Origin of the sequence: Streptococcus mitis (assembly GCF_002096735.1) — a bacterium.
Lineage (GTDB): Bacteria > Bacillota > Bacilli > Lactobacillales > Streptococcaceae > Streptococcus > Streptococcus mitis_CZ.
On the sequence record NZ_NCVC01000017.1, the window covers coordinates 355,930 to 376,672 of the forward strand.

18 protein-coding genes are annotated in these 20,743 nt (G+C 41.1%); 1 reads left to right on the top strand and 17 read right to left on the bottom strand.

Annotated features, from left to right (window positions below):
• Nucleotides 1–51 precede the first annotated feature (51 nt).
• The 16 genes from lepA to gyrA form a co-directional block, all read right to left on the bottom strand.
• Entirely contained in the window at nucleotides 52–1,875 is a 1,824-nt protein-coding gene (lepA, locus tag B7703_RS08820) for a translation elongation factor 4 (RefSeq protein ID WP_001047207.1), read from the bottom strand.
• Nucleotides 1,876–1,953: 78 nt separating this feature from the next.
• Nucleotides 1,954–2,682, bottom strand: a complete 729-nt coding sequence (locus tag B7703_RS08825) for a metallophosphoesterase family protein (RefSeq protein ID WP_084924492.1) — start codon at nucleotides 2,680–2,682, stop codon at nucleotides 1,954–1,956.
• A gap of 1 nt (nucleotide 2,683) precedes the next feature.
• Nucleotides 2,684–4,351 (bottom strand): DNA repair protein RecN, encoded by a 1,668-nt coding sequence (gene recN / locus B7703_RS08830; protein ID WP_049516655.1) that lies wholly within the window; start codon nucleotides 4,349–4,351, stop codon nucleotides 2,684–2,686.
• 6 nt (nucleotides 4,352–4,357) lie between these two features.
• Nucleotides 4,358–4,789: an arginine repressor gene (locus B7703_RS08835; protein WP_020900686.1), complete on the bottom strand. Its 432-nt coding sequence runs from the start codon at nucleotides 4,787–4,789 to the stop codon at nucleotides 4,358–4,360.
• Nucleotides 4,782–5,597 carry a TlyA family RNA methyltransferase gene (locus B7703_RS08840; RefSeq protein WP_004254554.1) on the bottom strand — a complete coding sequence of 272 codons (816 nt, stop codon included), beginning with the start codon at nucleotides 5,595–5,597 and terminating at the stop codon, nucleotides 4,782–4,784. The genes B7703_RS08835 and B7703_RS08840 overlap by 8 nt, the downstream gene beginning before the upstream one ends.
• On the bottom strand, nucleotides 5,590–6,465 hold the full coding sequence (locus B7703_RS08845; protein ID WP_084924493.1) for a polyprenyl synthetase family protein: 876 nt from the start codon (nucleotides 6,463–6,465) through the stop codon (nucleotides 5,590–5,592). Before B7703_RS08845 ends, B7703_RS08840 begins: the two co-directional genes overlap by 8 nt.
• Entirely contained in the window at nucleotides 6,462–6,674 is a 213-nt protein-coding gene (locus tag B7703_RS08850; RefSeq protein ID WP_000043226.1) for an exodeoxyribonuclease VII small subunit, read from the bottom strand. Before B7703_RS08850 ends, B7703_RS08845 begins: the two co-directional genes overlap by 4 nt.
• Nucleotides 6,652–7,992 (bottom strand): exodeoxyribonuclease VII large subunit, encoded by a 1,341-nt coding sequence (xseA, locus tag B7703_RS08855; RefSeq protein WP_084924495.1) that lies wholly within the window; start codon nucleotides 7,990–7,992, stop codon nucleotides 6,652–6,654. The genes B7703_RS08850 and xseA overlap by 23 nt, the downstream gene beginning before the upstream one ends.
• Nucleotides 7,993–8,118: 126 nt before the next feature.
• Complete coding sequence (udk, locus tag B7703_RS08860; protein ID WP_001181377.1) at nucleotides 8,119–8,757, bottom strand: uridine kinase; 639 nt, start codon at nucleotides 8,755–8,757, stop codon at nucleotides 8,119–8,121.
• 109 nt (nucleotides 8,758–8,866) lie between these two features.
• Entirely contained in the window at nucleotides 8,867–9,745 is an 879-nt protein-coding gene (gene truB, locus B7703_RS08865; RefSeq protein WP_084924496.1) for a tRNA pseudouridine(55) synthase TruB, read from the bottom strand.
• A 73-nt stretch (nucleotides 9,746–9,818) separates the two neighbouring features.
• Nucleotides 9,819–10,610, bottom strand: coding sequence for a hypothetical protein (locus tag B7703_RS08870; protein ID WP_084924498.1), 792 nt, complete (start codon nucleotides 10,608–10,610; stop codon nucleotides 9,819–9,821).
• Between the two features lie 168 nt (nucleotides 10,611–10,778).
• On the bottom strand, nucleotides 10,779–12,053 hold the full coding sequence (locus B7703_RS08875) for a DUF2130 domain-containing protein (RefSeq protein WP_084924499.1): 1,275 nt from the start codon (nucleotides 12,051–12,053) through the stop codon (nucleotides 10,779–10,781).
• A 95-nt stretch (nucleotides 12,054–12,148) separates the two neighbouring features.
• Nucleotides 12,149–13,429, bottom strand: coding sequence for an O-acetylhomoserine aminocarboxypropyltransferase/cysteine synthase family protein (locus B7703_RS08880; RefSeq protein ID WP_084924501.1), 1,281 nt, complete (start codon nucleotides 13,427–13,429; stop codon nucleotides 12,149–12,151).
• A 147-nt stretch (nucleotides 13,430–13,576) separates the two neighbouring features.
• The gene (locus tag B7703_RS08885; protein WP_033677042.1) at nucleotides 13,577–14,374 is read right to left on the bottom strand and encodes a formate/nitrite transporter family protein; all 798 of its coding nucleotides are present in this window, start codon (nucleotides 14,372–14,374) and stop codon (nucleotides 13,577–13,579) included.
• A gap of 143 nt (nucleotides 14,375–14,517) precedes the next feature.
• Nucleotides 14,518–15,261: a class A sortase gene (locus tag B7703_RS08890; RefSeq protein ID WP_023947195.1), complete on the bottom strand. Its 744-nt coding sequence runs from the start codon at nucleotides 15,259–15,261 to the stop codon at nucleotides 14,518–14,520.
• Nucleotides 15,261–17,729: a DNA gyrase subunit A gene (gyrA, locus tag B7703_RS08895; protein WP_084924503.1), complete on the bottom strand. Its 2,469-nt coding sequence runs from the start codon at nucleotides 17,727–17,729 to the stop codon at nucleotides 15,261–15,263. Before gyrA ends, B7703_RS08890 begins: the two co-directional genes overlap by 1 nt.
• Nucleotides 17,730–17,923: 194 nt before the next feature.
• On the opposite strand from gyrA, the gene B7703_RS08900 reads away from it, so the two are divergent.
• On the top strand, nucleotides 17,924–18,910 hold the full coding sequence (locus B7703_RS08900; RefSeq protein WP_000204729.1) for an L-lactate dehydrogenase: 987 nt from the start codon (nucleotides 17,924–17,926) through the stop codon (nucleotides 18,908–18,910).
• 318 nt (nucleotides 18,911–19,228) lie between these two features.
• Here B7703_RS08900 and pyk read toward each other — a convergent pair whose 3' ends face one another.
• Nucleotides 19,229–20,734 (bottom strand): pyruvate kinase, encoded by a 1,506-nt coding sequence (pyk, locus tag B7703_RS08905; protein ID WP_020902894.1) that lies wholly within the window; start codon nucleotides 20,732–20,734, stop codon nucleotides 19,229–19,231.
• Nucleotides 20,735–20,743 lie beyond the last annotated feature (9 nt).

Here is a 20,743-nt window from a genome sequence, read left to right on the forward strand (position 1 = left end):
TATTGATTCTTATGTAAATTTCCTATGAACAAGAAAAACAATTATGATAACTTATTCTTCATCCATACTCAAAACGCTTAGAAAGGCTTCTTGTGGAACTTCTACTGATCCGATAGCTTTCATACGTTTCTTACCAGCTTTTTGTTTTTCAAGGAGTTTACGCTTACGAGAAACGTCACCACCATAACATTTAGCAAGTACGTTCTTACGAAGGGCCTTGATATCAGTACGAGCGACAATCTTGTGTCCAATTGCTGCTTGAATTGGTACCTCAAATTGTTGGCGAGGGATGATTTTCTTGAGCTTATCAACGATGAGTTTCCCACGCTCGTAGGCAAAGTCCTTGTGAACGATAAAGCTGAGGGCATCCACCTTGTCTCCGTTGAGAAGAATATCCATTTTCACAAGCTTAGAGGGGCGGTACTCTGACAATTCGTAGTCAAAGCTTGCATAACCACGAGTTGAAGACTTGAGCTTATCAAAGAAATCAAAGACGATTTCAGCCAGTGGAATTTGATAGATAACATTGACACGGTTATCATCAATATAGTCCATAGTCACAAAGTCACCACGCTTGCGCTGAGCTAGCTCCATTACAGCTCCTACGAACTCCTGTGGTACCATGATTTGCGCCTTAACATAAGGCTCTTCAATGGTCGCAATCTTGGTAGGATCTGGGAACTCAGATGGGTTAGATACATCCATAGACTCACCGTCGGTCAAGTTAACCTTATAGATAACAGATGGAGCTGTCATGATGAGGTCAATGTTGAACTCACGTTCCAAACGCTCTTGGATAACATCCATATGGAGAAGTCCAAGGAAACCACAACGGAAACCAAATCCAAGTGCCTGAGATGTTTCTGGTTCAAACTGCAGACTAGCATCATTCAGTTGCAATTTTTCAAGCGCTTCACGTAGGTCATTGTACTTGTTTGACTCGATAGGATATAGACCCGCAAAGACCATAGGATTCATCTGTTTGTAACCATGTAATGGCTCTGCCGCAGGATTAGTTGCCAAGGTAACGGTATCACCCACACGAGTGTCCTGAACCGTTTTGATAGAAGCTGCAATATAACCAACGTCACCAGTCGCAAGGAAATCACGACCAACTGCCTTGGGTGTAAAGATACCGACTTCCGTAACATCAAAAGTCTTGCCATTGCTCATAAGCTGAATCTTATCACCAGGTTTAACCACCCCGTCCATGACACGCACTTGAAGAATAACTCCACGGTAAGCATCGTAAACAGAATCGAAAATCAAGGCCTTAAGTGGTGCCGTCACATCACCTGTTGGTGCTGGTACTTTTTCTACGATTTGCTCGAGGATTTCTTCAATCCCAATACCAGCCTTGGCAGAAGCCAAAACTGCTTCACTGGCATCCAAACCAATGACATCTTCAATCTCTGTACGCACGCGCTCAGGGTCTGCAGCAGGCAGGTCAATTTTGTTAATGACTGGCATGATTTCCAAATCATTGTCCAAGGCTAGATAAACGTTGGCAAGGGTTTGAGCCTCAATACCTTGAGCAGCATCAACCACCAAAATAGCACCCTCACAGGCAGCTAGCGAACGTGAAACTTCATAGGTAAAGTCAACGTGCCCCGGCGTGTCAATCAAGTGAAAAATGTAAGTTTCCCCATCTTTTGCAGTGTAATTCAACTCGATGGCATTGAGTTTAATAGTAATCCCACGTTCTCGCTCTAGATCCATACTGTCCAAAAGTTGAGCTTGCATTTCACGACTGGATACTGTCTCTGTCTTTTCCAAAATGCGGTCTGCTAGAGTTGATTTCCCATGGTCAATATGAGCGATAATAGAGAAGTTACGGATCTTCTCCTGTCGTTTTTTCAATTCTTCTAAGTTCATGATTCTCTTCCTTTCAGGGTATCTATTTATTATAAATTGTTTTTGACATTTTGACAAGACCATACCCTGCTAGGAGTACTAATCTTCAGCAACAAAGCCGTCATTTTCGATAAAGTGGTGTTCTGTCATTCCTTGATCTGTAAAGACAATCCCATGAAGGACACCACCATAAACAGCTCCTCCATCCATTCCAATCTTGCCATCTTCTGTAGTCCAAAGCTCAGCAGTACCACGCTCTTGCTTTAGTAAACCATAGACTGGTGTATGTCCGAAGACAATGGTTTTTCCAGTATGATTTTCGGCTTCGTGGAATGGTTTTCTAAGCCAGACTTTCTTGTAATCTGTAGTTTCATGCCAGTCATCCAAGGTCAAATCAATACCTGCATGAACAAAGATATACTTGTCTGTCTCTACCACAAACGGCATTTGACGAATAAATTCGACCAAGTCTGCCGCTTCAGTAGCAACACGATTGGCATCCTCAACTCCATCAACCGGTGCATCCAAAGGACGACCTAGGATAGAGTTAATGGTTGTATCTCCACCATTGCGACGATAGTGATCATAGCTTTCTTCTGGATCATCTAGCCATGTCAAAAACATATACTCATGATTTCCTGACAAACAGATAGCCCCTTGATTATCCACTAAGTCCTTAACCATCTCTAGAACACGGCGACTATCTTCACCACGGTCAATCAAATCCCCTAGAAAGAGTAACTGGGTCTGACCATCCCATGTTTTGAGAAGGTCTTCCAGCATCCCAGCTTTTCCGTGAACATCTCCAATTACATAATAGTCTGTCATCTTATTTCTCCCTGTTTCTCAACAATTCTCTGGCTTGCGTCAGGGCTGCTTCCGTCACATCATCACCTGCCAACATCTTAGCAACTTCTTCCACTCGCTCTTCAACCGTCAAGAGACGAACAGTCGAAACCGTTGAATGCTCATTGCTAATCTTCTCAATAAAGAATTGATAATCCGCAATCGCAATCACTTGTGGCAAATGGGAAATAGCCAGAACCTGCCCATGCTGACCAATTTTATGAATCTTCTGCGCAATAGCCTGAGCTACACGACCTGAAACTCCCGTATCCACCTCATCAAAGACAATGCTGGTCTTGCCTTCTTTACGTGAAAAGGCAGACTTAATGGCTAACATGAGACGAGATAATTCCCCGCCAGACGCAACCTTGACCAAGGGTTTAAAGTCTTCACCAGGGTTGGTTGAAATGTAAAACTCAACCATTTCATTTCCCTCACGACTGAATTTGCCCTTGCTAAAACGAACTTGAAACTGGGCTTTTTCCATATAAAGATCTTGAAGCTCTTGTTTAATCTCTGCTTCTAGCTGCTGAGCTAAGTCATGACGAGCAGATGCAAGCTGGCCTGCCAAGTCGACAAGATTAACTTCCAATTTCTTGAGTTCGGTTTCCATATCCTCAGATGAAAGGTTATTTCCTGTCAAGAGATTGTATTCTTCCGTAATCTTGGCAAAATAAAGCAAGACATCGTCTACAGTCCCACCATACTTACGGGTAATGGTATGAAGGAGATCCAAACGATTCTCAACCTGCATAAGACGATTGCCGTCAAAATCAAGGTCCTCAATGATAGCTTCCAAACGTTTGCTAATGTCTTCTAAAACATAGTAGGTCTCAGACAGAGAGCTTGAAATTTCACGGTATTCAGGGTCGTACTCTTCAACACTTTCCATGTCATTCATGGCTGAACGAACATTGGCTAGACTTGAAAAGTCTTCATTGTCCAACAAACTGTAGGCATTGGTCAGCGTATCCGCAATATTTTTATGGTTGAGCAGTTTATCACGCTCTTGATTAAGAGCCAAATCTTCTCCAGCCTGCAAGTTTGCTGCCTCAATTTCTGCCATTTGAAATTCCAACATCTCAATACGAGCCTTGTGTTCCTGTTGGTTTTTCTTGACTTCCAGAACCTGCTTACGCATTTTACGGTAGGCATCAAAACTCGTTTGATAGGTTTCTTTCAAGGTCCAAAAGGCTGTATCACCAAATTCATCCAACATCTGGATATGCAGTTGGGGACGCATTAACTCTTCTTGGTCATGCTGACCATGAATGTCCACAAGATGTTGCCCAATAGCACGTAAAACAGACAGATTAACCATCTGACCATTGACACGGCTGATACTACGACCATTTTGCAGAATTTCTCGACGAATGATAATTTCATCACCTATTTCCAGACCTTGCTCATCAAAAATTTCCTGTAAAAGGCGACTATTCTCAACTGAAAAAAGTCCCTCAATCTCTGCCTTTGGCGCACCATGACGAATAACATCTGTCGTAGCACGAGCTCCCAACATCATATTCATGGCATCAATGATAATCGACTTCCCTGCACCCGTTTCACCAGTCAGGACAGTCATCCCTTTTTCAAAATTGAGGGAAATAGCCTCAATAATGGCAAAGTTTTTTATCGAAATTTCAAGTAACATATAGACCTACCAATTTTTTACTTGTTCAAAGATTTCCTCAGCTAGACTTTCACTTCTGGCAATGACTAAAATCGAACTATCATCAGCCAAACAGCTAAAAATCTTATCCGCAAAAGTCTCGATTAACTGAGCTTTTACAAAGGCCGTATTTCCTGGAATAACTTGGAGATTGATCATCTTGTCCATCAATTCTGCTGACTCAATATTGTCTTCAGCTAGTTGCAAACTTTTTACGATTGATTTTGGCAATTCGTAGACATAGGTGTTATCTCTCAAAGGAATTTTGACAATACCTAGTTCTTTGATATCACGTGATACTGTTGCCTGAGTGGCAGTGATGCCCGCCTCTTTCAAATGTTCTACAATTTCTTCTTGCGTACCGATTTGATAATCTGTCACAAATCGTCTAATTTTTTCAAGTCTCTCTTTTTTATTCATTTTTAAATTGACTATGCGCCCTCTCTACTACTTCTTCAATATCAGCAAGAACCTGATTGCTTGCTGACTCTTCTTTTTTCAAATACGCTAAAAACTCAATATTTCCATGACCACCTTGGATGGGAGAAAAGTCCAATCCAAGGACTGAAAAGCCTTCCTCTACTGCCATAGCTGTGACAGATTCAAGGACATTCTGATGGACCTTGGCATCTCGAATAATTCCATTTTTCCCAATCTGCTCACGTCCTGCCTCAAACTGAGGTTTAACTAGAGCCACAACCTGTCCTTGATCTGCCAAGACTCGGTGCAAGGCTGGCAAAATCAGACTGAGGGAAATAAAACTCACATCAATACTGGCAAAGCTCGGTTCCTTTTCGAAATCAGTCTTTTCAGCATAGCGAAAATTGAACTGCTCCATGCTGACAACTCGCGGGTCTTGGCGTAGTTTCCAAGCCAACTGATTGGTACCAACATCGACTGCAAAGACCAACTCAGCACCATTTTGCAGCATAACATCGGTAAATCCTCCAGTAGAGGCTCCAATATCAAGCGTGGTCGCGCCATCAACTGACAAATCAAAGACCTGCAAGGCCTTTTCCAGTTTCAAGCCACCACGACTAACATACTTGAGCTTCTCGCCCTTGAGTTTTAGCTCGGTGTCATCGGGAATTTTCTCTCCTGGTTTGTCAAACCGTTCTCCATTCAGGACTGCTACCACTAGACCAGCCATTACACCGCGTTTGGACTGCTCTCTCGTTTCAAACAAGCCCTGTTTATAAGCTAGTACATCCACTCTTTCCTTAGCCATTGATTCTCAAACTTTCTACTACTTTTACAATCGATTCTGTTTCAAAAGGAACTTGCTGGGCAATTTCTTCTAATTTTGCATTAGCTTGATCCAAGGTTTGGTTACAAAAGGCAATTGCCTCTTCCAAGCCTAACAAGGCTGGGTAGGTTGACTTCTCTGCCTGCAAGTCCTTTTGTGGAGTCTTGCCGATTTCCTCAAAACTAGCTGTCACATCTAGCACATCGTCTCTAACTTGAAAGGCAAGTCCAATCAATTCGCCAACAGTTTTCAGCTTCACCTGCATTTCAGGTGCCAATTCGGCTATAATAGCAGCCGCTTGAAAGGGATAGGCTAGTAGTTTCCCAGTCTTATTAGCATGAATAGTCTGGAGTTCTTCCAAAGACAAATGCTGGTGTTCACCCTCCATGTCCAAAACCTGCCCTGCCACCATGCCCAGACTTCCTGAAGCTAGGGATAAGTTAGCAATCAAGTCCACCTTGATCTGACTTGGCAAATCTGCCTGCGCTATCAAGGCATAAGGATCTAGGAATAAAGCATCTCCAGCCAAAATGGCCATTGCTTCTCCAAATTTCTTGTGATTGGTTAACCGCCCTCGACGGTAATCATCATCATCCATAGCTGGAAGATCATCGTGAATCAAACTACCTGTATGAATCATTTCCAAGGCCGCAGCCACCTGCGCATGAGCAGGTTTAATAGCGACCTGCAAGGCTTCCAGAACTTCTAACAAGAGAAAAGGTCGAATACGCTTGCCGCCAGCATGAATGGAATAGAGAACAGACTCTCGCAAACTAGAGGCAAACTGCTGGTCTCCATAAAAATCTTCCAAGGCCGACTCGACAAGAGCTAATTTTTCTTGCTTTTTCATTCAAAATCACTTTCTGTTCCGTCTTCTTGCATAACCTTGACCAAGGTCTTTTCAGCCTTGTCCAGCGTCGCTTGGAGCTCTTTTGACAAAACCATGCCCTTTTGAAAGGCAGCAATCGCATCTTCCAGAGCAATTTCACCATTTTCCAAACTTTGGACAATGGTCTCCAGTTCTGCTAGATTTTCCTCAAATTTCTTTTGTTTTGACATCTTTAACCTCTAATTCTACTTGACCATCCCGCATCAAAAGCGTTACTTGATCTTTTTTCTTCAAACTCTCAACCGAATCCACAACGGACTCTTCTTTTTTGACAATAGCATAACCACGCGCCACAATTCGACTGGTATCCAACATCAGCAAGGCTTCCGAAAGTCGCTTCACTTCAGCAACCTTGGCATCATAAACCAGCGCCATTTGGCTACGGAGAAGCTTGTCCAACTGACCTAGACGGTCTTGATAGCGTTGGATTTTGGTAACGGGTGATAATTGTACCAGTCGATGCGTCCTTGCTTGTACTATCTGTTTGTTATCAGAAATCCGTGTACGTAAACTTTGTTTTAAGCGCAATTGCAGTTGATCCAAGCGTTGCAAATAGCCATCATACAAACGTTCTGGTTGTCTAAAGATAACAGACTGACTGCATTTTTTCAAAGATTCTTGTTTCTTCGATAGGACATTTCGGACTGCTGTTGCCATCCGCTTTTCCTGATTTTGCAAATGAGCTAATAGATCCAACTTGGTCACAGGTGTTGCTAGTTCAGCAGCTGCTGTTGGCGTTGCAGCTCGTCGATCTGCCACAAAATCTGCCAAGGTCACATCCGTCTCATGCCCCACACTAGAAATAACTGGCAAACGAGACTCAAAAATCGCTCGTACCACAATTTCCTCGTTAAAGGCCCAGAGATCCTCAATAGAACCTCCACCACGACCAATAATCAGCAAATCCAAATCGTCTCGTTGATTAGCACGCGCAATATTTCGAGCAATTTCCTCCGCAGAACCATCACCTTGCACCTTGGTCGGATAGAGGAGGATATCGACACCTGAAAATCGCCTGCTGACGGTCGTTATAATATCTCGAATAACGGCTCCACTGCGACTGGTTACTACACCTATTCTCTTAGAAAATTGGGGCAGAGGTTGCTTGAAGCGTTCTTGAAACAGGCCTTCTTCTGCCAATTTTTTCTTGAGTTGTTCAAACTGAATCGCAAGCGCCCCGACCCCATCAGGCTCTGCCTTTTCAATGATGATGGAGTAGCTACCACTAGGTTCATAGACCTGCACACGCCCAATCACATTGATTTTCATCCCTTCTTCCAGGTCGAAGCCTAATTTCTGATAAATCCCAGACCAGATGGTCGCTTGAATAACTGCATGGTCATCTTTTAGGGAGAAATATTGGTGAGTAGGTCGTTTACGAAAGTTGGAAACTTGACCAGTTAAATAGACCCGTTCCAAGTAAGGGTCTTTATCGAATTTCATTTTCAGATACTTGGTCAAAGTTGTTACCGATAAATACTTTTCCATCTCCACCTACTATTCATTTTCTTGCTCTTTCATGGGTATTATTATACCAAAAATATGCCTAAAAATCTCCATTTATGTACCATTATGAGGGAAAAATAAAAAAGGAGGCAAAGCCTCCACATCTGATTATTTGCTGTTTCGAGCTTCTTCCAAAATCTTTTCAATCTTGGTTGTCAACAGGTCAATAGCCACGGTATTGCTGACCCCTTCAGGAATGACGATATCAGCATAACGCTTGGTTGGTTCGATAAACTGATGATACATAGGTTTAACCACACCTAAGTACTGGTCAATGACGCTATCAAGGCTACGGCCACGCTCTTCCATATCACGCTTGATCCGACGAATAATGCGCACATCATCATCTGTATCCACAAAAATCTTAATATCCATCAAATCGCGCAGGCGCTTATCCTCCAAGACCAAAATCCCCTCAACGATAAAGACATCTTGAGGTTCTTGACGATAGGTCTTGCTACTTCGTGTATGCTCTGTATAGTCGTAAGTCGGAATGTCCACCGGACGCCCTGCCAACAATTCCTTAATCTGCTCGATCATCAAGTCTGTATCAAAGGCAAAAGGATGGTCGTAGTTGGTTTTGACACGCTCTTCAAAGGTCAAATGAGACTGATCCTTGTAGTATGAATCATGCTCAATCATGGAAATCTTTTCATCAGGAAAATGCGATAAAATGGCTCTTGAAACACTGGTCTTACCACCACCAGAACCACCTGTCACTCCGATAATGATTGGTCTATTTTGCATGCTATCCTCCGTTTTTTTATCCGTCGTCTATTCTATCATAATTTTTGCAAAATTTATAGTCTGGTTTGAATAGTCTAGGGGAAACAACACTCCCTACACCCCAGTTAGATCAGCTAAAAACCTTCCTTGGCTTGTATAAATTGTCTCGCTTTTCTAGAATAGCTAGTAATTTATCATCTTCAAAGGCAGCTAATTCTTGTTCTGTTTGTTCGAGTTCGATAAAACGACCAAAGCGCACTTCTGCAGCCTCTTCTTGAGTTAGGAAAACTTTGACAAGGTCGCCTGTCCCAATCTCTAGAGGATGAAGAAAGTCCAATTGACCAGCCTCCACTTTTTCAGCAATTTCTTCCAAGGTAAGAGCATCTTCTAGTTGCAAACCAGCTGCACTAGTACGTGTTAAGTGAGACATATGGGCCGCATAACCCAATTTTTCTCCCAAATCAACAGACAAGGTACGGATGTAAGTCCCCTTGCTACATTTTACACGAAAAGTGAATCGTGCGAGGTGATCCTCATAAGAAATCGGACTTGTTCGTTCAAATTGATAAATAGTCACCTGACGTTCTGGGCGCTCTACTTCCTGTCCAGCACGCGCATACTCATAGAGCTTGCGACCATTGACCTTAACAGCAGAATACATAGGCGGAATCTGGGTAATAGGCCCAGTCAAGCTCGTAATTACTTCATCAACAAGCTTTTCATCCAAGGGCGATAAAACAGGTGTCTCTGCGACCACTTCCCCACTGGCATCCTCAGTCGTCGTGGAATAACCAAGAGTGATTTCTCCCTCATAGACTTTACCCTCATCCTGCATAAACTCGACCATACGTGTCGCCTTGCCAACCGCAATGGGCAAAACACCCACTACATCCGGATCTAAGGTCCCACCATGACCAATCTTCTTGGTTCCCAAAATCTTACGCAGTTTAAAAACCGCATCATGCGAGGTCATCCCCGCTTCTTTTTTTAAGTTGATAATACCGTTCATTTTTGCTTTCTAATTCCCTTTTCACTTTACATCAACATATTCTATCTTAGACAGATTTTAAAACTATATCTGCTCATTCTCCTAAATACTTCCTAGCTTCCTGAACACAAAAGAGTTCTGGATTTTCATGGGCAATGCTTTCAAACAAACTTCGGGCACGAGCCTCATCTCCTTTTAGCTGAGCATTGAGAGCTCCGTAATAAGAGAACATGATTCGAGCTAATTTATTTTCTGGTTCGGTGGTGTCGAAGTAGCCTGTAACTTCTCCATTGAGTATTTTTGATACTGGTTCAATTAAATCCAACATTCTATTTTTATCAATTCTTTTAATTTTTTCCCAATCATAAGAAACTAAAAGTTTAGAAATTTCATCCGTCTCCCTTAAATGAAGGTATGATAATGATTCTATAAATACGATGTTTAGTTCATAAATACGTTTCAAATTCAATTTAGAACTTTTAACTCTTATTCGTTCAGCATATTGGATTGCCTCACTAAAATTCCCTTGATAGAAAGCACACCTAGCTAAACCCAGATTTAAGGCATTTAAATTCCCTGTTTTATTATCAGGCCGCCTTTCATAAGTTTCAGTTAAAAGAGAAATATATTTTATAAAATTCACTTGCTCGTATAAAATAACTTCTGCAACATGATTTACTAAAAAATGAGTTATTACAACGATAATAGTCAGTAATGTTAGAAATATGAGCAATAATGTAGTAACGACGGTTGATTTTACGAATAATAAACTAATTGCTGTTGCTATAATTATCCAACGTAGATAAAATAAAATAAAAACCTCCAGTATACTGCAAATTTGACCTGATGACCAATTCGAGATATTCTTAGAAATATTATCTAACATAAAAAACTCCTATAAAAAATTACAAACTAATTTATACAAACAAACTAGCTAAATGAGCTAGCAAAGTAGCTCCAGCTTTTAAGAAAAATTAATTCTATTTTATCAGCTGACCATGTTCTAATAATTTCTATAGCTCTTTTCATATAAATCCCTGTTTCTAAGCTAATCTTACTCCCCCTTCAATGCTTCAAATTTCGCTTTCATGGTTGGATTTTTTCGGGTCAATTTTTTAACAGAAACATCTTCTAATTTGTTATTAGCTAGACGGAGTTGGTTTTCAGATGTTGTCAGGAATTTCTTAACCTCTTCCATGCGTTTGATAGCCTTGTCAATTTCATCAATTGCCTTACCAAAGTTGGTCGAAGCCGAATTATAGTTCTTAGCAAAAGCTAGCTTAAAGGCATCCAAGTCTTCCTCAAAATGCGTAATGTCAATATTTTGCTCCCGAACCAAGGCCAACTCCTGCTTGTATTTTAGGGAATTAAGTGCCGCATTCCGTAAGAGCCCAATCAACTGGATAAAGAATTGAGGACGAACCACATACATCTTTTCATACTCGTGACTCACGTCAACAATCCCTGTGTTAAAGTAGTCATTATCGGCCTCAAGCATAGTCACCAAAACCGCATACTCACAGTTCTTCTCCCGACGGTCCTTGTCTAATTCCTTGTAAAAATCTGCATTCTTGTGCTTCTTCTCTGTTCCATCCGCTTCATTTTTCATCTCAAACATGATGGAAATGATTTCCACTCCATTTTCATCACTCTCACGGAAGATAAAGTCCCCCTTAGACCCACGCGCAGAGACCTTGTTATCCTTCTCAAAGTAGGCATTTGGAAAGGCGAAACTACGGACCTTGTTAAACTCACTCTCTGCATACTGTTCCAGACTTTCCCCGATGGCTTTTGTAGATTGCTGGGCTTTGAAATTCTTATAGAACTCGACCTGTTCACTCGCTGCTTTGAGCTGGGCTTCATAGTTTTGCTTAACTGAAGCAAGAGAAAGCTCGTTTTCTTTTTCTTGTAATAGGAGCTGATTTTTGACCTGATCGCGTTCTTTTTCTAGGTCAGAAAGGGTCTTTTGTAGTTGATTTTCATGCTCCAAACGCAAGGTAGCCAATTGGTTTTCCAAGGCCTGTACTTCCTTATCCTTAGCCAATAAGGCCTGATTGCTTGTCTGTTCAACCTCTTTCTTGGCCAATTCTTTTTCTGTATCAAAGTTTTGGATTTGACTCTGTAATTGCGCAATTTCTTGGTTTTTTTGAGCCAGTTTAGTCTGTTGCTCATTCATGGCCTTTTGCTCTGCCAAGGCCAGTTCCTGCTTCATGCGATCGTGCAATTCCTTATCAAACTCTGCTGTTCTCACTTGGGATAAAAGTTCAGCATACTGACTTTCATTTACTGTAAAGACTTCTCCACAGTTGGGACATTTGATTTCGTTCATATCGTTCCTCTTTCTAGGCTTCTGTAACCATTATATCATGCCTGAGGGAAAATCAAAAACAGTGAGTCGAAACCCACCGTTTAACTTCTTTTTCTTTAAATTTTTTCCAAGGCCAAGCGCAAGTCTTCAATCAAATCTTCTACATTTTCAAGACCGATAGACAAGCGGATTTGGTTTGGTGTGACGCCAGCTGCTTCCAGGTCTTTTTCTGACAATTGACCGTGAGTAGTTGTTGCTGGGTGAACAACAAGAGACTTGGCATCTGCCACATTTGCAAGGTCAGAGAAGATTTCCAAATTATCAATAACCTTGCGTGCTTCTGCCTCCCCACCTTTGACATGGAAAGTAAAGATTGAGCCCACACCTTTTGGCAAGTATTTCTCAGCCAAGGCATGATAAGGACTGTCTGCAAGTTTTGGATAGTTTACCTTTTCTACCTTAGGATGGTTGACAAGGAAATCAACAATTTTCTCTGCATTTTGCACATGACGTTCGACACGAAGAGAAAGGGTTTCAAGTCCTTGGAGCAAGAGAAAGGCATTAAATGGCGACAAGGCTGCACCTGTATCACGGAGCAATTGAACACGAACAGCGATAATAAAGGCTGCTGCACCCACATCCCGAGTATAGCTCAAATTGTGGTAGCTTGGATCTTCCTCAACAAATTGAGGGAATTTCCCTGAAGCCGCCCAGTCAAAACGACCACTATCGACAATCACTCCTCCAATAGTCGTACCATGCCCACCAATAAACTTAGTCGCAGAGTGAATAGCAATATCTACACCGTGAGAGAAAACGTTAATCAAATATGGTGTGGCAAAAGTGTTGTCTGAAACGAGAGGAATCTTGTGTTTATGCGAAATCTCAGCCAATTTTTCCAAGTCAGGAATGTTAATCAAGGGATTCCCCAAGGTTTCAATCAAGACAAGTTTGGTATTGTCACTGATAGCTGCTTCCACTTCCTCCAAATTATCCACATCCACAAAGGTTGTTGTGATTCCATAACGAGGAAGTGTTTCTTTCAAGAGATTGAAGGTTCCGCCGTAAATAGTTGAGGCCGCTACAACATGGTCACCCGCATGGGCAAGAGCCAAAATCGTATAAGTAACTGCAGCCATACCTGATGCTGTTGCAAGAGCTCCAACACCACCTTCGAGAGCTGCAATTCTTTCTTCAAAAGCAGCTGTTGTAGGATTTGTAATACGAGTATAGATATTACCTGGCTTTCTCAAGGCAAAAAGATCTGCACCTTCCTGCGTGTCATCAAAAACAAAGGATGTTGTTTGATAAATCGGTACTGCACGAGACTTGGTAGCTGGATCCACAACTTGACCAGCATGCAGTTGCAAAGTTTCAAATTTAAAATCACGAGTCATAGGGCGACCTCCAAATAGTTTGATTAAGGATATTGTAGCACCTTAAGGTATAGTTTACAAATATTAGCTTTCTATATTTTGGTATAATAAATAACTATTACCTTATTTTAAAAATGAAAAAAGCACGACTCAATCGTGCTCATTTTCTTAATCTACATAAGTATCTTCATTTTTATTGAGGAAGGCATATGGAAGACCCATCAAGAGGCCTCCTCCGATCAAGTTCCCAACGAAGGTTACACCCCAGTGGCGAAGCATATTTCCAACACCGAAGTTAGCAATTGAATCAGCAGCAACACTGAATTTTACAATCGCGAAAGAAGCAAAGTTCGCCGCAATGTGTTCGTTTGTTAAGAATACAAACATGTAAATTGCTGATAACACAAGCCAAAGTTTGGCACCACCATCTTTGACCAAAACAAATGAAAGAATGGCAATGTTTACGAAAATATTTGCCAAAATCGCCTCAAGCAAGATTAATTCATTTGAACGGCCTAACTTCATCTCAACAACCCCTGAGATGAAACTATCGTGAGTCAGATGTGCATAAGCTGCTGAGTGGGCAAAGCCCCAACCTGCTATTAAAGCTCCGATAAGGTTGAATAAGGTACAGTAAAGTAAAATCTCAGCTGTTTTTCTCCAAGAGATTTTTTTCAAGAAACTACCAGCAGTTAAAAACATCATGTTTGATGTTACCAACTCAGCATTCAAGAAAACAATGTAGGCCAAGCCCCAAGCGAAGACAAAGGGGAAGAGGAAACGTCCACTACCTGGTGCAATTTTATTAATCAAATCAGCCCCAACTGCACCAGCAGCTGTACTGAAGGTTAAAAATGCACCTGCGAACATAGAACGAATCGCATACTTAAATTTGCTCTGACTATAAAGACTTTCTTTCTTCTTGCAAGCAAATTCAATCTTTGAGATAAATTCTGAAGAAACCATAATAAACTCCTAAAATTTTTTTACCTGATAATTATATCACAAACTTTAGAATTAAGGAAACGTTTTCTGTATTTCATAACAGTTTATTTTGAAACGCAATCTATAAAAAATCAGTAAAACCTAAGATTTTACTGATTTTATCTTTAATAACGTTGTTTATATGGTTGATTGAAAGCTGTTAGAATTTCTTCAGGTGTTTGTGAATAATCTTTTGTATCTTTCAAGTCACCTTTGACGATAATACGTTCTGTCGCATCATAGTCAACACAGGTTACAAGTGTGATTTCATCAACTCCAGTACGGTCATCAATCTCATCAACGCGATCGGGGGTCACATGCTTCACTTCACGGATTTCATAGGTATAAACTTTATCCTTATCAGTTAGATAAATTTTCATCCCATTTTTAGCGCGTGATAATGGAGAAAAGAGCATTTGGCTGGCGTTTTCCGCCGTGAAGATGTGATGGCTCGCAAGGGAATAGTTTCCTTTCCCCATCACTTGATCACGCTTCATTGTACCAGCTCCATAGAAGAGATTGACATTATCCAGTCCCTTAAAAATAGGCAAGTTAATTTCTACCTCAGGGACAGCAATTCCACCGATAACTGGCAATTTTTGCGAATCCCATTGTGAGGATAAGACAGCTTCTGACGAGATGGCTTTTACGGAATCAAAGTCAAAATTCCCTTCTGTATCTTGATTTTCTTCCAATTTTTCTTTTGATACCTGGCTGACTTGGTATTTATTCGTATTCCAAACCATGAACATATCACGAATTTTTGAATTGAAAATCAAAGCTATTGACAAGATGATTAAGAATCCTGCCAAGATATTGATTAGTAAATTTTTACGGTTTGTTTTCTTTTTATTCTTTTTATGAGACATTATGCTTCACCTTCTGTTTCGTTTTCTGTCCCAACTTCTTCTTTTTCTGCTGCTGCAACCGTAGTAAAGGTTACAATTTTAGCATCTTGATCCAGGCGCATCACTTTAACTCCCATAGTTGAGCGACCTGTTTGTGAAATATTGGCAACGTTGGTTCGAATCATGACACCAGTATCAGTGATAATCATCAAATCTTCATCGCCTTTAACGGTCATAAGACCAGCAAGAGAACCGTTCTTTTCTGTAATCTTAGCGGTTTGCATCCCTTTACCACCACGACCTTTAGTTGGATATTCGGTCGCAACTGTGCGCTTACCATACCCCTTTTCTGTGATGATAAGGACCTCGTCCTGGTCTGTAATCACACTAGCACCAACAACTGTATCTCCGTCACGAAGGTTAACACCTTTCACACCAGTGGCGATACGACTCATACCACGAACGGCTGATTGATTAAAGCGAACTGAATAACCAAACTTGGTACCAATGATAATATCCGTGTCCTCTTCTGTCAGCAAGACATTAATCAACTCATCTTCATCCTTGAGGTTTAAAGCCTTAAGTCCATTTTGACGAATGTTAGCAAATTCCTTAACGCTGGTTCTCTTCACAATACCATGACGGGTTGTGAAGAAGAGATAAGCGTCATCGCTGCGTTCAGATTCAACATTGATGATGGTCTGAATACTTTCACCTTCATCCAATTTCAAAAGATTGACAATTGGCAATCCCTTAGCAGTACGGCCATATTCAGGAATTTCAAATCCTTTCAGGCGATAGACCCGTCCTTTATTTGTAAAGAAGAGTAGGTGATCATGGGTACTAGTTGACACTAACTCACGAACAAAATCGTCATCCTTAACACCTGTACCTTGAACACCACGCCCCCCACGTTTTTGAGCAGTAAACTCAGCTTGGTCCAGACGTTTGATGTATCCTTTATTAGAAAGAGTGATCAAGACATCAGCTTCTTCAATTAGATCCTCATCTTCAAGACTCAAGACTTCACCGACCATCAATTCCGTACGACGTTGATCACCAAACTTACGCTTGACTTCATCTAATTCATCCTTGATGATTTGAGAAACACGTTCGGACTTAGCAAGAATATCTGCTAAATCTGCAATCAGAGCCAAGAGGTCATCATACTCAGACTGAATCTTATCGCGTTCCAAACCTGTCAAACGACGAAGACGCATATCAAGAATGGCTTGACTTTGACGTTCAGAAAGCTTAAACTTGCTCATCAACTCAGCTTGTGCTTCCGCATCCGTTTCACTAGCACGGATGATACGAATCACTTCATCGATATGGTCTAGCGCAATCAAGAGACCTTCTAAAATATGAGCACGCGCTTCCGCTTTTTCCTTGTCAAAACGTGTCCGACGAACAACCACTTCTTTTTGGTGCTCAATATAAGCATCCAAAATCTGACGAAGGGACAAAATCTTCGGTACACCATTTTGGATAGCAAGCATATTGAAACCAAAGTTAGTTTGCATCTGGGTCATCTTGAAGAGGTTATTGAGGATAACATTGGCTGAGGCATCGCGCTTAACTTCGATAACAAATCGAACCCCTTCACGGTTTGATTCATCACGAACTGCAGTAATACCCTCAATACGTTTTTCCTGAACCAAACGAACAATATGCTCATGCACCTTTGTTTTATTGACCATATAAGGAAATTCTGTTACAACAATACGCTCACGGCCAGTCTTAGTTTCTTCAATTTCAGTACGAGAACGAAGGACAATAGAACCTTTACCTGTTTCGTAGGCCTTATGAATACCTGATTTCCCCATAACAAGAGCACCAGTTGGAAAATCTGGTCCAGGCAGGACTTCCATCAAGTCCTTAGTGGTCACTTCAGGATTGTCCATGACCAACTTCACTGCATCAATGGTTTCACCAAGGTTATGAGGTGGAATATTGGTTGCCATCCCAACCGCAATACCAGTTGCTCCATTAACCAAAAGATTAGGAAAACGTGCTGGCAAGACCAAGGGTTCACGTTCATTGGCATCATAGTTATCAACGAAATCAACTGTATTTTTGTTAATATCACGAAGCATTTCCAGAGCAATCTTGCTCATACGTGCCTCAGTGTAACGCTGGGCGGCAGCACCATCACCGTCCATGGAACCAAAGTTCCCATGACCATCTACAAGCATGTAACGGTAACTCCACCATTGAGCCATACGGACCATGGCTTCATAGATAGAGGAATCCCCGTGTGGGTGATATTTACCCATGACATCCCCTGTAATACGAGCAGATTTTTTATGGGGTTTGTCTGGAGTAACACCCAGTTCATTCATTCCGTAGAGAATCCGACGGTGGACGGGTTTCAAGCCATCTCGAACATCAGGAAGAGCCCGCGCTACGATAACACTCATAGCGTAGTCAATAAAGCTCGTCTTCATCTCCTTTGTCAGATTGACATTCACTAAATTTCTATCCTGCATTAATAAATGCCTCATTTCACTATTAGTAATTAACTATATTATACCATAATGTCCGCTATATTTCAGGTATCTAAAACCACTAAAACGTTTACATCAAGAACTGAAATGTATATCCGTGACAAAGCTTTTCAAAAGTGATAAAATTGAAATAACTGGGGAAATCCCTGAATAAAATTAAGGAGATGTTTAGAATAATGACTTCAACTAAACAACACAAAAAAGTTATCCTTGTCGGTGATGGTGCTGTAGGTTCTTCTTACGCTTTTGCACTTGTTAACCAAGGAATTGCACAAGAGCTTGGAATTATCGAAATTCCGCAATTGCATGAAAAAGCTGTTGGTGACGCGCTTGACCTTAGTCACGCCCTTGCCTTCACTTCACCTAAAAAAATTTATGCAGCTCAATACTCTGACTGTGCAGACGCTGACCTTGTTGTAATCACTGCAGGTGCGCCTCAAAAACCAGGTGAAACTCGTCTTGACCTTGTAGGTAAAAACCTTGCTATCAACAAATCAATTGTAACTCAAGTTGTTGAATCAGGTTTCAAAGGTATCTTCCTTGTTGCTGCTAACCCAGTTGACGTCTTGACTTACTCAACTTGGAAATTCTCTGGATTCCCTAAAGAACGCGTTATCGGTTCAGGTACTTCACTTGACTCAGCTCGTTTCCGTCAAGCTCTTGCTGAAAAATTGGATGTTGATGCTCGTTCAGTGCACGCCTACATTATGGGTGAACACGGTGACTCTGAGTTCGCTGTTTGGTCACACGCTAACATCGCTGGTGTAAACCTTGAAGAATTCCTTAAGGATACTCAAAATGTTCAAGAAGCTGAATTGATTGAATTGTTCGAAGGTGTTCGTGATGCAGCCTACACAATCATCAACAAAAAAGGTGCAACATACTACGGTATCGCAGTAGCCCTTGCTCGTATTACTAAAGCAATCCTTGACGATGAAAACGCAGTACTTCCACTTTCAGTATTCCAAGAAGGTCAATACGGAGTTAAAAACGTCTTTATCGGTCAACCAGCTGTTGTTGGTGCACATGGTATTGTTCGTCCAGTAAATATCCCATTGAACGACGCAGAAACTCAAAAAATGCAAGCATCTGCAAATGAATTACAAGCTATTATTGACGAAGCATGGAAAAACCCAGAATTCCAAGCTGCTTCTAAAAACTAATTTAGATAGTAATAACTCCTTGAGTCATCAGGGAGTTATTTTTTATCTCTATCTTAACTAAATATTTTATGAAATTTACGTAAAAAACAACATAACTTTAAAAGCTATCATGTCACAGTTCGAGCATAAATCCGAAAAACTACCAATCAGATCTATACACACGTTACAAAAGGCATGGAGCAAGCTGTACTTGACGAACTTGATACCGTCGCATTAAATCGAAAGTAAAAAGTTTTGCCCCATTTGTGCTCCATAGACAAAAAAAGAGCCCATCATACAGGCTAGAAAGCTTGATATGATAGGCTTTTTAATGTTAGATTAACGTACTGTACGGATACGCATTGTGTTTGTACGAACAGCTTCTCCAACTGGTACACCAGCTACGATAACGATATCGTCACCAGATTGTACAAGTCCTGCTTCAACTGCTTTACGTTCAGCGATTTCGAACATATCGTCAGTTGAAGATGGAGCGTCTGTCAACATTGGGATAACACCCCAGTTCAACATCAACCCACGTTCTGTCAATTCGTCGAATGTCAATGCCAAGATATCAGCATTTGGACGGTATTTAGAGATCAAACGTGCAGTGTGACCTGTCTTAGTAAGAGTTACAACCAATTTAATGTCCATTGAGTTAGTAGCATCTTTAACAGCTGAAGCCATTACTTCTGTCTTAGAGTTACGTTCAAATGAATCTGAGTTCAAACGTCCGTATTCGTTAAGAAGAGTTTGAGCGTTCTTGTCGATTGTAGCCATTGTAGTTACTGACTCAAGTGGGTATTTACCATTTGCAGACTCACCTGAAAGCATTGTTGCGTCAGTTCCATCGATAACAGCGTTAAATACGTCTGATACTTCTGAACGAGTTGCACGTGGTTTTTCAGTCATTGTTTCAAGCATGTTTGTTGCAGTGATAACAACTTTACCTGCAGCATTGACTTTAGTGATAATCATTTTTTGGTAAACTGGAACCATTTCGAATGGTACTTCGATACCCATGTCACCACGAGCGATCATGATACCATCAGCAGCTTCGATGATTTCATCCAAGTTATCGATACCTTGTTGGTTTTCGATTTTAGCGAACAATTGAACATGTCCATTTCCAGTTTCTTCACAGATTGCACGAACTTCGTTAACGTCTTTAGCAGTACGTACGAATGAAATCGCGATGAAGTTGATACCTTGTTCAAGACCGAAGCGGATATCATCGTTATCACGATCAGCAAGAGCTGGGAAAGGAATTTTAGTGTTAGGGATGTTAACACCTTTTTGTTTAGCAATTACGCCATCGTTTTCAACTTCAACTTCAAATTCACGAGTTGCATCATCTTTAGCAACCACACGAAGACCAAGTTTACCATCGTCAACCAAAACTTGACGACCAACTTCAACATCATCATAGATATCAAGAGCACCAGCAACGTTCAATGCAATCACATCACGAGTTGATTTGATTCCCTGTTTAGTTGCAACACGGATTTTCTCACCAGTTTTGTATGAATACTCTTTAGCTTCACCTTCGAACAATTCTGTACGGATTTCTGGTCCTTTTGTATCAAGAAGGAAACCAACTTTTTTACCTGCAAGTTTTTCTGCAAGTTTAACAGTTGCCATACGCTCACCTTGTTCTTGGTGGTCACCGTGTGAGAAGTTGAAACGGAATGTGTTAGCACCAGCTTCAATCAATTTGGCAATGTTTTTAGCTGAAGCTTCAACATCAAGTTTTTCACCCCAGTATCCGTCATCACCAAATTTTTTACCACCACGGATTTCTACCGCAGGTCCCAAAGTTGCAACGATTTTTACACGTTTATTCATGATTTTTGT